Origin of the sequence: Adlercreutzia murintestinalis, from assembly GCF_943192905.1 — a bacterium.
GTDB classification, from domain to species: domain Bacteria; phylum Actinomycetota; class Coriobacteriia; order Coriobacteriales; family Eggerthellaceae; genus Adlercreutzia_A; species Adlercreutzia_A murintestinalis.
The window spans coordinates 39406-52945 of sequence record NZ_CALPCC010000009.1 but is presented as its reverse complement, the minus strand read 5'-3'; the positions used below and the strand labels follow the sequence as shown (position 1 = coordinate 52945).

Here is a 13540-nt window from a genome sequence, read left to right as displayed (position 1 = left end):
CGCTTATACTTCTGATATATTCTACTTGAATTGGGCGGAGGAATTAAAAGGGCATGCCATCGGCTTCGTTCAAAGACGTTAATTTCACTGCAGTTTTTATGCGGCCTTTCAACTCTGCAGGAAGCGCCGGATCGTGGGCATTCGTTTCCACTTTTATTTGGATGTTCGCCGCACATCTTTACCGCTGGATGAACGGGCTGCTGGTTTCGCACGATTCTCTTCTTCTCAATCAAAGCCTTGATGTATTACAAGAAATCAGCCTCGGTAGATTTTTGCAACCGCTTTATCTCTTTATTCGCGGCGATGCAGCAGCTCCCTTTCTTATCGGAATTCTTGGCTCGATATTCGTGGCAGCCGCTGTCTTCGTTTTGGGAAAAATGTTCGAACTCGGCAAGCCAATTTACATTGTTCTCATAAGTGGCGTCCTGTCCGCTAATACCACCCTTGCATTATTGAATGCGACCTATATCAATTGGTTCGATATTTACATGCTTGCAATGTTGACAAGCGTGTTAGCTGGATGGCTTTGGTCGAAAAAGGGTTTAAGGAATTACCTCCTCGGTAGCGTGTTTCTTTTTTTCTCCTTAGCCCTGTATCAAAGCTACATACAAACCTTTCTTGCTGTATTGCTGATCTTTCTTATCCGTGAATGCTTATGTGGCGTACCCTTGAAGGCAATTTGGAAGCATGTTTGTGGCGCTCTCATTGTGCTTGTCCTAGCAGCAATCCTCTATGTGATCGGTACTTGGGTTGCTGTTTCCATAGCGAACATATCACTCTCTCAAGACACGAATGGAATCGAGGGAATCGGAGATTTTGCACGGATTTCGAAAAAGAATCTCTTATTGGGAGCCTATACGCTTCCTTTTCAGCTTCTCACCTTCCCTGAAACCAGATACGTTGCTGTCTCCGGCCTCATCAATATCATCATCAGCGTATTCACCCTTATAGGTATAGGCCGCATCCTGACAAAAAACAGAGCCGTTTTACCACGTATCGCCATGGCTATTTTTTTAATCTTCCTTTTCCCGCTCGCCATAGACTGTACATTTATCCTAGCAAAGGGCATCGTTCATGGACTGATGTTCTATTCCTTTTCTTTTCTCTATCTTCTTTTTTTCGTGGTCCTCGATCTGAATCTAAATCATCCCTTTCCCACTCCATCCATTTCTCGCACGCCGAGGATTCCAAATAAAGTCCTGTCTCTCGCCGTAAAAGCCGGGGTCCCAGTCGCAATAGGTATTCTTTGTATAAGCAACATCATCTATTCCAACGACATCTACCTCAAAAAAGATTTGGAAGCGCAGTCCACCCTTTCTACCATGACGCGAATCTTAGATAGAGTTGAGCAGGTGGATGGTTATATTCCAGGAGAAACAAAGGTCGTTTTCGTAGGTTGGTTTGCAGGCTCAGAGTATTTGACGGTGGATCGCTCTTTCCTCTTTCCCGATTTTTCCTATCCACCTATTTGGAAGGGACCAAAAAACGCACGGGAAATCGGCTTGGGTTCAAATATGTCTGTCACATATCCTCAGACGCTCCAATCCTACATTGATAACATCATCGGCTGTAATATCGAAGTTGCGGATGAGAATACGATCGCATGGTATGCTTCTCTAGAGGATGTCCAGCGCATGGACAGCTTTCCCGCAAAGAATAGTTGCCAAATGATCGGAAAATGCGTCGTAGTAAAACTGGATTAAGAACAGGGTGCCCCACTATATATGACTTCCTTCCTATTATCTGTTTCGAATATTGCATAGAACGCCGACGATGATCCTATCGTATTGCGCTCGATAGCTTCTCTAGGCTATCGCGGCCTTGAGATCGCTCCCACCAGATTATGCCCGGAAAGGCCCTACGAGAATATTGATGTCTCTCTTGATTTCAAACAGCATCTAGAAAACGAATACGGACTTAAAATATGCAGCATGCAAAGCATCTGGTATGGCCGGTCCGAGAATATCTTCATTCCAGACGAAGCCGCGATCCTGCTTGAACTGACAGAACAGGCTCTTCATTACGCTGATGCCATAGGATGCCCGAATCTTGTCTTCGGCTGCCCAAAGAATCGATCCCTTCCGCCCACAAAAACCATTGAAGATGCCTACAGTTTCTTTAATGCTTTGGCTGGCATTGCAGAAGAGCACCGAGCCCGGATCGCCATCGAGCCGAACCCGGCTATCTACCAAACAAATTTCCTGAATACGACTACTGATGCCTACAGATTTCTAAGCTCCCTCCCCTCATACATTGCAGCGGCCTTTTCCATAAACCTCGATCTAGGAACCATCCTTGCAAACGATGAGCCCCTTGACTCCCTCATCCCCATCATCCCCTTCGTAAGCCACGTGCATATCAGCGAACCGCATCTTGCCCCCATTCAAGCACGAGACATCCACTACCAACTCAAGGAACTTCTCGAAGACCAGGATTACCAGGGATATATCTCGCTGGAAATGGCATCGGCCGACCGTCGCATCCTGAACAAATGCCTCGAATATGTCGCCGAGGTGTTCTCATGATCCGCAGCGGAGTACCCGGAGTTCCAGCATTCGAGGAGATAAAATACAACCAAAGCGATCAAGCTACTGCCTCTTGATTCCCGTGATAAATGAAGGAGATCGTATCCAGAGAGAATTGTTATGCGCCCACCTTCATGCAATCGAGGATCTCTGCGATATCATAATCTGCGACGGTGGTTCAGACAATGGCAGCATCGAAGTCGATTTCCTTCAACGCATGGGCGTTAATACGCTCCTTGTAAAAAGAAGTGCGGGGAAACAAGGAGCGCAATTGCAAATGGGTGTCTTCTTTGCCCAACAGCGCGGATACGACGGCATCATCACGGTCGATGGAAATAATAAAGACTCCGTCGAGTGCGTTCCTCTTTTTATCGATGCGCTTCAACAAGGCTACGGATTCGTACAAGGAAGCCGCTTCGTTCGTGATGGCCGTGCCATCAATACTCCCCTTTCACGGCTTATCGCCGTGAGAGCCATCCACGCTCCCCTTACTTCCCTTGTGGCTCATCATCGATTCACCGATACGACGAACGGCTTTCGCGCCTACAGCGCCTCATATCTCAGCGACGCTCGCGTACAGCCGCTACGTGACGTATTCGATGGCTATGAATTGCTTGCTTACCTGGCTATCCGCGCAACCCAGATCGGATACAAAGCATGCGAAGTGCCCGTTGAGAGAGCGTATCCCTCCGCAGGAGACACCCCGACAAAGATCAAAGGGATGAAGGGGAATCTCGATTTGCTCAAAGTGCTCTTCCGAGCCATATCAGGCTCATACAACCCGCACTGATCCCTAAGACTCCGTTACACGGTAGACCGCTCGCCGAGAACCCCATCATACACTCTGCAGCAGCCCGCAATACCCGACAGAACAGGCAGGAACGGAATGACCAGATAGAATGCCAAGATATATCTGAAGAACCATGATATGGGCACCGCGATCAGCAGCGTGAACAGCAGCGCAAGAAGGGGAACGAAGCTCAAGAAGCGCAGGACGCCTCTGACTTCTCTACCAAGCAAAGAGAACACAAAACCGAAGATGACGACCCAGACGATGGTTCCCATGCTGAATAAGCCAGGGAAATCCTTTGCGAGGGTATTCGTGATGCTGAAAATGTTGAGGTCGAGCCCGATCAGATCAACGGGATCCGAAAAATCAAAATCCTGCTCCCCTAATCCCTTAAAAACATGTCGTTCCGTAGCCACTACACCTTTTGGAGTCCCTATCATAGATAGATACCCGGGATGCCAATAACCCTCCGTTTCCTTGATCCAGGCTCTTGTATAGATGCCCAGGTTCTCGGGCATCAGCTGAGCCCACACCATCAAGAACTCCAGTTTATGATCGGCCAAGAACGACTCATCGAAATCCTCGACATATTTGATCGGATCCGGGCATTCGGGACGATAGCTCGATGCCATCTCTTCCACAGGACGTATTTTGTCAAGGAAGTCTTTCTGATCTTCGTCTATCTTTCCTCCATGATGCAAAACCGCCGCCACCTGTTGAAGCGGAATGCTCAAAGATTCCGAGAAATTGACGTTCTGTATCTGCAGAAGCGAGAAAACTGGTCCATTGACAACAAGCACGAAAGCAATCAATGCACACGCGACGCATGCAAGAAGTTTTCTGACCTTATCAAGACCTATAAACATAAAGACCAGCGTGGCCAAAACGATATAGATCCCATTATTCCGAAGCACTATGAGTCCGAGGGAAAGCGCGACAAAGAGAACCATATCCTTCCTAGACAACGTATCCTGGCAAGCGAAATCAAAGAGCTTGAGGATATACACGAGCATAACGAGGCTGAATACCACGTCTTTCCACATCGTGATAGCATGGATCATCACCACGGGACTGAAAAGAAGAAATGCCGTAGCAACCAGCAGGTACGGCTTCCCAACGCCTCTTTTGTCCAGCCAGGTAAGCGCCCATGCAAGCACTGAAGCGGTTGCCGTGATCTGTATCAGAGAGAATACGAACACCGATACAGCTATATCTCCGAAGGGCGTCGCAAGCGAAAAGGCAACGCCGACGAGAAACGTGAAAAAGATGGGATGATAGTTCATAAGCCCATCGTAGTGACGCGCCGACGTCCTTTCCGCCGTTCCGAGCACTTGCCGTATGCTATCGAAAGAATCGAAAGAGACAAATCCCGGATAGTTCGACAGAACAACGATAAGCAGAACGACCTCGAGCAACGCAAAACATACAAAGAAAAAGCGCGCAGTCCGAGGAAAAGCGATCCTGATCCGCTCCTCATTTCCACGATGCGAGGCAGCAAGCCGACCCATCAGCTGTCTGGCAGCCACAAGCGCGATAAAGACCAGAACTGCTAAGGCAAGAGCAATTACCACGCACTCTTTCTTAGAAAAACCCTATCGGCCCAATGAGGCAATATGACGCACATCGAGAAGATAATGGATGCGACGACCATGATCGCCACATCACGCTTGCCGCCGAGCATTTCTATCGCATGTTTCATCTTGTCAAAGAATGGGATCATGGCTTCTTAAAAACAACAAGGGTTACACCTAATGCAATTTATGCCCGATCGCCACCAGTAAGATTCAGATTGGCGCCATTCATGCACTCTGCTTCATCAGACAAAAGAAATTGAATGGCTTTTGCAACTTCTAAAGTTGTTATGTTCCGTTTCAAGGACGACTCTGCAGCCGTCATCTCAATAACACGCTCGTCGATATTCGAAAGGAAGGGGGTCTCTATCATATTCGGAGAAATGCCATTCACAGCCACGCCCTTACCCGCATATTCAGCAGCCGCAGCCTTCATCAATCCGAGAAGCGCATTTTTCACGATAATATAGTCGCTCATGAATTTCGGGGGCATCCCCAACGTGTATGCGCTGAGCATGATAACAACACGCCCATAATGCTGCTTAGCCATCATGGGAAGGTAATGCTGCATCAGCTGCAAAACCGAATGAACCTGAATAGACATCGCTCGCTCTACGCGTTGCCATTCGAGCTGCTTAAAGCGCTGGTATGCGAACTTATCAGCCGCAAGATGGATGATCTTGTCAGGCGCATAACCCATGTCGTCGATGCGGCTTATCAAGGACTCAACTTGCGCAGGATCGCCGAGATCGGCTTTTATAGGAATAATCCTGAAGCCAGTTCGATCCCGAACCTCCTCCACGGGCGTTTGGTTGTACTGAGCAATAACAACAGCCTCTTCTCCTGCGGAGCAGAGAGCGCCTATAAAAGCTTGACCGATCGCCGAAGATGCGCCGGTTATGAGGTGTACCCTTTTTGATTCTGCCATTTCAGCCATCTGGATCAATTCTCCCGCACAGAAACTTGGATGGTGGCGTTCGATACTTTCACGCTATCTTGATTGACTATCTTCGCTTTAATGGTTGCAACACGGAGCACCTGATGCACTGAAACAACCTCGCCGCTCACAGTCAATTCGTCACCAGGGTATACAGGTTTGCGAAAACTCACATCCACCTTGTTCAAGAGACATAGCTCTCCCGGGAGGTAAACGCCAACCAGCGTCGAATAAAGCGAGGCGACCAACATTCCGTAAACGACCCTATCTTGATACCCCCGCTCCATTGCGTAAGATCGATCGCAATGCAGCATATTGGTATCCCCGGACAATCCTCAGAATGCCTCAACCATTTCAAGAGAGATCCGCTTACAAAAAGAGGCGCTCTCCCCTACACAGAAATCTTCAAAGGTATAGCCTTGCACGCTCATAGGCTCACTGCTTCTTCGCTATCACTTCAACCATCTCGCCCACATTCTGCAAGCTTGAGATCTCCGAAGCAGCAAAACGGATACCGAACTCGTCTTCGATAACTGTTATCAAGGTGATTTGCGCCAGGCTATCCCAATCCTCTATGTCATCAGCGGTGGTCTCTGCAGTCAGTACGATCTCATCGTCATCGAACACGTCGCGGAATATCTTATTCAGCTTCCCGTATATCTCATCTGTCGCCATTCTCTTCCTCCTGGATGTAGGTGCTCTTTTCCGCATAATCGGCAAGTAAAAGCTCATAGGTACCATCCGACTGCGTGAATCCCATATTATTGTAAAGCTCTGCAACCATTTTGTTCTTCTTGGTCTCGATGTATTCGCCCACAAGGCGTCCGAAACCATGCTCCCGAGCCAAATCCACGATCTTGTTCATGACGAATTCTTCCATGCCACGCTTGAGAACCCGACAGCTCATGATCAAGCTATCGATGAAAAGCTCATCTAGCCCCCTCTTCTCAAGGATAACCAGCGCTATCAATCCATGATCGCCAAATCTGTCGGAAAGCGTGAAAGCTGCTGTCAGATAATCATCGGAAGCAGCTATCGCACTGATCTCTGCTTCTGAATATCGGATGGTGCGGAGATTGAATTGATTCGAGCGCTGGGTCAGCTGAGCAACGCGCGGAATACTCATCTCATCAAAAGGCTCGACTGCAGCGATCATGCAGAGACCTTCTAGATAGTCTTCGTAACTCTGATACTGGGATTCTGCGATACGTCTTGATCGCTCTGCAGCATAGAGCTCGGTCCTGTTCTTATCCTCGATAGAGTATGCATTTGCCGTAAAAAGGTCGCAAAATTGAAGATAAGGAAGATAGCAAGCTGGATCATCCGGCAATTCAGGAACAACGACATCCGGAAGGAGAGACCGTACCGCATTGCGCTCGAAAGGGTTATCGTCGATGAATACCAGGCTGTCCATGCCGATGTTGAGCTCTTTCTGGATGGCTTTGATATTGCTGGCCTTGTCTTCCCAGTTCGCCACGAACGCAGCGAAATCATCGAGCTTCAGCACCATCTCATCATGCTTTTCAAAAGGTTCCTGAGCGGTTTCCAGATCATTCTTGCTGCATACTGCCAGTAGGATGCCTCTCCCCTTCAGCTCTTTCAGCCATTTTTGCAGGGATACGAAAGCAGCCCCGATACCGAGATCGCCGATCTCTATCCCAGATAATCCATCATCCCCGATCACACCTCCCCACATCGTGTTATCGAGATCGACGATGACGCATTTCTTCATCTCTCCCAACATAGCCCGGACAGTGCGGATGGCACTCTCGCCTATTGAGCACAGCGCCTCCAACGAGCACGGGATCTTCGATGTGCAGTAGAGCTTTGGGTCAAAAAAACAGTCCCTTCCCATGGTTGATTGGATCTGGCATACATCCAATATCCTAACTTTGGAGGACGCTGCAGCAGCATCCATAAGCCCGACGTTGATGCGCCGCAGCTGGCTGATGAATGATCCGGGGACTTCGTTGGCAAAATCTCCGAAAACCCGATCATCCATTTCCGGATAATTCGTTTGGATGATCATCGCGCGTGATGTATCGCCTATCCTTTTCCAACGAGAGCGCATCAGCCCGACAACTTCTTCACAAAACAACCCGCGCTTCTCACTGGGGTATTCAAGATACCGATCGTAGAGCTTCTCAACGCAGTTCTGGATAAGGATGCAGTCAGCTGAGAACGCATACAACTCTGAGGCTCTATCCAACACCAAAGCATCTATTTGATCATAATCCGCGTCGAACACCTCAATATCAAGCGAATGCTCAGCACCAACCCCTTCGAGAACCTCAGCAAGATGTTGGGTAGCGCAATCCCCCATCACGGCCATTCTTACCGACTTGAAGCCGGTACGGTCTCTTCTTTTGCTTTTCTTTATCTGTAAGAACCTGTTTGCCATAAAAAACCCTTCATCATCTGAACGATATTGGGGAAGAGATCACCTCAACTTGTCAGCGATGGATCTCATCTTCGAGACGATACGACCAAGAAGGCCCAGTCTCTTTCTTCTTCCCACCAGATCCCAAACAACACTGCTATAGGGTTCATAATGGATGCGCTCAAAGAACTCTTCTGCATCTTGTCCCCGGTCTACCGAACGCACCAAGGCGGGATTACCTCCGACTGCATCTTCAAGGGTGTATCGCATGACCTCAAGCATATCCCGGGATTCTTCAAGAAGGCTCCTTCCTCTCTCATTATTTATCAAGGCAACAGATACGCCTTTTCTCATATCCTCTTTTGAAAGAGCGATCCCCCAGAAATCCCCGAAAGACAGATCAGCGACACGCGGAAAGCCCTTACAGGGACAGGCCGTGCAAGATGGCCTGACCATCAGCTTGCCAACCACATATGCATTCACCCAGGGGTCTGAATCTTTGCCATGGAACTCTTCCTCCCCATTCTGGAACACGATCTTTGTGCCAAGCTGCGTCCATCCGGCCGATTTGTCTTTGAAGCGCACCTCCTTCACCGGAGAATGATGTTCGTTTTCGAGTTCGCTGATAAAAGCTCTATATGCAAGCGGCGAATTGATTCCTAAACAGATGAAATCCACCGTGAGCAGATTCGCATACTCTTCACCTAGAAAGCAATAGAGCGCCTGTACCTGACATGGACAGCCAGAGAATAGCACCCTCTCTCCTTGTTCGAGCAATCTCTTGGTCGTCGCATATATACCAGCTGTATCTGCTTGGAAGTACTTCGAGCGCATGATGCGGCTGAGACCATCCCTGCTAGAAGAAGCTATGAATTCCGCTCCCTGCATGTCAGGCGTGAACGCGCAGCCTATTATCCAACCGCCACTCTCTAGAAAAGCGCTCGCCAAAGCGGGATATAGGCCACCTGAAGTGCTGTCATACCTTATTTGTTCATCCCGATTTATAGTGGAAAGCACATCCGGCTGACTCTTGTTTCCCCTATCCCGCCTGCTCAGGACCAGACAAGCAGATTCGCATTTATCACATTCGATACAGACATCAAGATCGATAGCCGGAGACCAGAATCCTTCTTGGTCCTCTGGAAAGGTGATAGCGTTCACAGGACAAATATCCCCACAAGCTTTACAGCCTACACATTCCCTTTTCGAAACTACATCAACCATCATTCGTCCCTCTATAGGATCACGGCCGCCAGCTTACCTCTCCAAAAGAGCGCGCCGGATTTCCCGACATCATCGCTCCTGCTTTCACTTTCCCGCCTACAAGAGAATTGGCGCCGATAACAGCTCCATCTCCGATGCGACATCCTCTTAGGATAGTCGACTTTATCCCGATCCAGACATTGTCCCCGATGACCACCGGACGGGGAGGATTCTTCGCCGTTCCGTCATCTTTGAGAATGTGGTGGTGATCAGAATCATAGATGAACACCTCACGCGATATAAGGACCCCATCCCCGATTGACATCTTCAGACCAGCGATCAGTACAGCCCCGGAATTGATATAGACCGAGCCCAACTCCATATATGCATCCCTGTGCACCTCGATCGTCGACCCATAGCAGAGCCTCACGCATCCCCTGGCCTCCAAAACAGCGCCCTTTGCAAGGCGCACGATAGCTTCAGCCCGAGAGCCGGAGGGGCGATGGTCATTGACGTAGAAATGCTCATCCCCTAGTAGTATTTTCGAGCCCTTTGCAAGGTCGATAACGGAATGGCGCCCAACGATCAAAAGGCCTTTCCCTGTTCTTTTCACTTTTCTGGAGAAGAAATTATAGAAGAGGAATCTGGTAATGCTGATATGCGCTATCTTTTTGAATGCAACGCCTGCTCCCATACGGTATCACCCTCAGAGATTATACACATAAAGCGGATCATCGATCCCAATGCCAGCAAAGAGGCTCTGTCCTTTATCGAGCGAATCGATCAGGTTCATCTCGTCATCGGACAGATCAAAGCCCATGATGTCCACATCTTCCTTCAGATGTTCATGTGAAGTGGTCGAGACGATTGGGATGACATCGTTCTGATAATGCCAGCGCAATATTATTTGGGCAACCGTCTTTCCCTTTTCCCGCGCAAGGCCTGTAAGGACCGGCTCCGAAGCGATTTCCTGCCTCATCCGAAATGTCGGAGTATGCGCCATCACTCTCACGTTGTGCTCCGCGCACCATAGCCTGACGTCCGATTGAGAATGGTACGGGTTGCATTCGATCTGATTGAAGGTCGGAGCGACCTCACACACTCCCCAAAGCCGCTCAAGATCATTCACCCCGAAATTGCATACCCCGAGATGCCGAGCGCGACCTTCTTTATACTCTCTCTCCATCTGGTGGTAGATATCCTCCCAATTACCGTGAGGCCAATGGAGCAGATATGCATCCACATATTCGGTTTGTAGATATCGGAGCGAATCGCCCAGATTGCCACTCACATCACCCGAGCTACACGGGCGACTTAGATCCATATCGGAGACTTTCGTCGTCAAAAAATACGACGACCGATCGATACCATGGAGACCTTGACCGATCATCTGCTCGCAATATCCGTAGATGCGCCCAGCGTCGAACATCCTGAAACCGCACTCATAAGCGTCCTTCACGATCTTATCCATATGCCTATCTATCAATGCTTCTTTAGAAGGGCGCCGGTTCTTAAGGGCGATCAGCGTCCTCTTCGCAACCGTTTTGATCCGGAGCATCCGATTCCGTGAGTAGCGTCTTACGACTCCTGTTCCAAATCCTATAAAAGGTATGGACGCGGTAGCTTTGCTGTCTTCTGAGGCTTTCTCGAACACATCATCACCTTCAACTTCCCTAATAACACGCTCAGTAAAGAGTCGAGCGCTCCTTCTTCCGAGAAAAAGACCGTTTAAAAAGTCCCCTTCATCACAAAAAGCAGCCGAGCGCGAATAATCGATCACTTGGGCGCTTTCTATGCCCGAAGCACGTAAGTTATCATAGAGAAACGCTTGTTTGAATCCATCCGTAAAAAACGAATCAAGATACGGAGATAGCGGCGGAAGAACGATGATATAGCGCAAACCGTGATCACGGCAATACTCGTTCATAGCCTTTATATAGGCCCTATTCTTCTCGAATGAGCGCGCGAAATGGGTAGCCTGCTCTTTATCGCACAGGTCCTTCAGAGCCCCATTCGCAGATAGCCATCCTTCCCTTAAGCTATCAGCATATTGTCTTCTTTCTTCCTCCGAAAGCGTATCGGGAAGCTTTCTGATCCGCGAGTACCCGCGCGAAAAACGAAGATCGAGGATGCTGACCACCCTCCACTTCCTCTCGACGGCGCACAGGATGTTAGGAGCATCTATGCTCTCGGCAGGCAGAAGGTCTGCATATTGCACATGGAATCGATATTCATCCAAGTTCGAGTTTTCAAGGAACGACAGGGGGCACACAACATGATACACAACGCCTCTGGGAGCAAGATGGCCCCCATAATGCTCAAGCATCCTGAAATCGTATCGCAGATCTTGGGGCCATAACGCCAAGTTCTCCGAATCCCAAAGATCAGAGAAGTCAAAATCGTGCAAACAAGGACCGGAGCCTATCGCGATGCGTTCCAAGCTAGAAGGAAGCCTTCTGAACCTTCTGTCCATAACGTCGCGGTCAGCGCGTCCTCGACTATGGGAATACGCTACAGCTAGGCAAACAAGCAGGAGCACACCAAGAGAGCATAACGCTATGACGACATAGACCATCCCAAAGCTCCTGTTCTCTACATCCCCGCTTTGCGGGAAATAGTTCGCACGATCAGATCATGCGCCGCTTTGAAATTCTTCGTCTTCGCATAGAAGAGCACTAGTATGGCATTCGGAAGGACGAGAAGCAGAGCAAGATCGAGGACGGCACGCATAACACCTCCAACAGGGAGAAGCGTACAGCAGAAATAGGTAACGGACGCAACAAAGACGCTACAAGCAAAATGAACGCCTTGCTGTCGAGCAAACACTCTAAGAGGCCTGCAGTGAGGGAACAGATGGGAGAGAACGATCTTCGAGTTTCCAACATCATAGACGAGCAGAACGCAGGCGATCGTCGCAACTAGCACACCCACCAACCCCATCACTGACACGAGCACCAAGCTTAGAACGATATTGAGGATAGCGGCAATCATGGGGACCAGCTTAGCCTTCCACCAGAGTCCCCCAGCTTCCAGATAGACGAACACCATATCGCACCACTTGAAGCAATAGAAATACACGGAGAAAACGAGCGCGAAATAATCCGGCAGCATCAATTCGGCGCCCATCCATAGCCGCATGAACGGCTGAATAAGGCACAGAATGCAGATCGCAATCCATGTCGTCACCCAGTTATAAAGGAAATTGAACGTCAGGAACTGTTCGAAGTTGGCCTCTTCATCATCCTTGATCAGGGAGTTGCCCACAGCAGGAATGATCGCATTCACGATAACTATCATGAATGAATTGCACGCCATAAAGATATAGTAATAATTCTGATATTGCCCCAGGATAGTGAGCCCGAGAAAAGCGGAGACGATAACCGCATCCGCCGAAGTCAGCACCACGCTCCCGAGTTTTTGAAGGACCAGCCCCTTAACACGGCGTACAAGCGCTGCTCGGGCCGGAGCATCCAAGCTGCCACGGCTCCGGTAATCGGGATAAAGCCGGTTCGCACCCCAGTTGATTATGAGGTTTTCCAACAGAGCTCCAACCGGAATGACGAGAACATAGAGATAATAATCACAGAAGATCCAGACTAAGACGATCTGAAGGGTATACTCGCTTGCCAAAGCGATCATATTCGCCTTGCTTCTCACATCATCGCGCATGTTGGCTATGAGGATCGTTCTTTTATATCCATACATGAAATAACCGAGCACGATCCCGCTGAGCATCGCAACATACACGAATGTGATGTTCACCCCGCTCGGATAGCCTCCATGCACAAGAACGGGAAGGGCGGGGATCAAGCAAAGCCCGACCAGAGCGATGATGGCGCCGATCGCACGATAGCAGTTTTTGAGAAAACCTATGAGAGCGCATATCTTCACATCGTCGTGCTCCGCAATGGGCTTATACATCGCAAATGCCACTGCGCTGCCAAATCCCAGCTCTGTGATGTTCAAGATATTGAGGATCGACGTGAACAGCCCTGTTATCCCCGCATATTCTATGCCAAGACGATAAATCAGAACCGTTCTCACAACGAAGGGGAGCAGGATCAGAACTATCTTATTGGCAAGGCCCCAGAAGATATTGCGCGCCGTGCTCCTTGATTTAGACAATTCTGAAAT

12 protein-coding genes are annotated in these 13540 nt (G+C 49.1%); 3 read left to right on the top strand and 9 right to left on the bottom strand.

All coding sequences use genetic code 11. The annotated features are described in order from the left end of the window. Positions 1-53: 53 nt before the first annotated feature. From NFR19_RS04235 to NFR19_RS04225, 3 genes are all read left to right on the top strand, one after another. Entirely contained in the window at positions 54-1703 is a 1650-nt protein-coding gene (locus tag NFR19_RS04235) for a glucosyltransferase domain-containing protein (RefSeq protein WP_251212544.1), read from the top strand. Between the two features lie 84 nt (positions 1704-1787). After that, the gene (locus NFR19_RS04230; protein ID WP_251212543.1) at positions 1788-2525 is read left to right on the top strand and encodes a sugar phosphate isomerase/epimerase family protein; all 738 of its coding nucleotides are present in this window, start codon (positions 1788-1790) and stop codon (positions 2523-2525) included. A 73-nt stretch (positions 2526-2598) separates the two neighbouring features. Next, a complete protein-coding gene (locus NFR19_RS04225; RefSeq protein ID WP_251212542.1) occupies positions 2599-3315 on the top strand; it encodes a glycosyltransferase family 2 protein in 717 nt (238 codons plus the stop codon). A 14-nt stretch (positions 3316-3329) separates the two neighbouring features. On the opposite strand, the gene NFR19_RS04220 is transcribed toward NFR19_RS04225, so the two are convergent. The 9 genes from NFR19_RS04220 to NFR19_RS04180 form a co-directional block, all read right to left on the bottom strand. After that, complete coding sequence (locus NFR19_RS04220; protein WP_251212541.1) at positions 3330-4886, bottom strand: DUF6020 family protein; 1557 nt, start codon at positions 4884-4886, stop codon at positions 3330-3332. 187 nt (positions 4887-5073) lie between these two features. Then, a complete protein-coding gene (locus tag NFR19_RS04215) occupies positions 5074-5823 on the bottom strand; it encodes an SDR family NAD(P)-dependent oxidoreductase (protein WP_251212540.1) in 750 nt (249 codons plus the stop codon). Positions 5824-5828: 5 nt separating this feature from the next. Further along, positions 5829-6155 carry a MaoC/PaaZ C-terminal domain-containing protein gene (locus tag NFR19_RS04210; protein ID WP_285813448.1) on the bottom strand — a complete coding sequence of 109 codons (327 nt, stop codon included), beginning with the start codon at positions 6153-6155 and terminating at the stop codon, positions 5829-5831. Positions 6156-6258: 103 nt separating this feature from the next. Continuing rightward, on the bottom strand, positions 6259-6498 hold the full coding sequence (locus NFR19_RS04205; RefSeq protein ID WP_251212539.1) for an acyl carrier protein: 240 nt from the start codon (positions 6496-6498) through the stop codon (positions 6259-6261). Further along, entirely contained in the window at positions 6485-8224 is a 1740-nt protein-coding gene (locus tag NFR19_RS04200) for an HAD-IIIC family phosphatase (RefSeq protein ID WP_251212538.1), read from the bottom strand. Before NFR19_RS04200 ends, NFR19_RS04205 begins: the two co-directional genes overlap by 14 nt. A 39-nt stretch (positions 8225-8263) precedes the next feature. After that, the gene (locus NFR19_RS04195; RefSeq protein WP_251212537.1) at positions 8264-9430 is read right to left on the bottom strand and encodes a Coenzyme F420 hydrogenase/dehydrogenase, beta subunit C-terminal domain; all 1167 of its coding nucleotides are present in this window, start codon (positions 9428-9430) and stop codon (positions 8264-8266) included. Between the two features lie 16 nt (positions 9431-9446). Next, the gene (locus NFR19_RS04190) at positions 9447-10100 is read right to left on the bottom strand and encodes an acyltransferase (RefSeq protein WP_251212536.1); all 654 of its coding nucleotides are present in this window, start codon (positions 10098-10100) and stop codon (positions 9447-9449) included. Between the two features lie 12 nt (positions 10101-10112). Further along, positions 10113-11846 (bottom strand): aldo/keto reductase, encoded by a 1734-nt coding sequence (locus tag NFR19_RS04185; RefSeq protein ID WP_251212535.1) that lies wholly within the window; start codon positions 11844-11846, stop codon positions 10113-10115. A 152-nt stretch (positions 11847-11998) separates the two neighbouring features. After that, positions 11999-13531: a lipopolysaccharide biosynthesis protein gene (locus tag NFR19_RS04180; RefSeq protein ID WP_251212534.1), complete on the bottom strand. Its 1533-nt coding sequence runs from the start codon at positions 13529-13531 to the stop codon at positions 11999-12001. Between the last annotated feature and the right edge of the window lie 9 nt (positions 13532-13540).

Coding starts and splice junctions, on each gene's coding strand:
- NFR19_RS04190 (WP_251212536.1), bottom strand. CDS start 10,100: ATGGGAGCAGGCGTTGCATTCAAAAAGATAGCGCATATCAGCATTACC.
- NFR19_RS04205 (WP_251212539.1), bottom strand. CDS start 6,498: ATGGCGACAGATGAGATATACGGGAAGCTGAATAAGATATTCCGCGAC.
- NFR19_RS04195 (WP_251212537.1), bottom strand. CDS start 9,430: ATGATGGTTGATGTAGTTTCGAAAAGGGAATGTGTAGGCTGTAAAGCT.
- NFR19_RS04215 (WP_251212540.1), bottom strand. CDS start 5,823: ATGGCTGAAATGGCAGAATCAAAAAGGGTACACCTCATAACCGGCGCA.
- NFR19_RS04200 (WP_251212538.1), bottom strand. CDS start 8,224: ATGGCAAACAGGTTCTTACAGATAAAGAAAAGCAAAAGAAGAGACCGT.
- NFR19_RS04235 (WP_251212544.1), top strand. CDS start 54: ATGCCATCGGCTTCGTTCAAAGACGTTAATTTCACTGCAGTTTTTATG.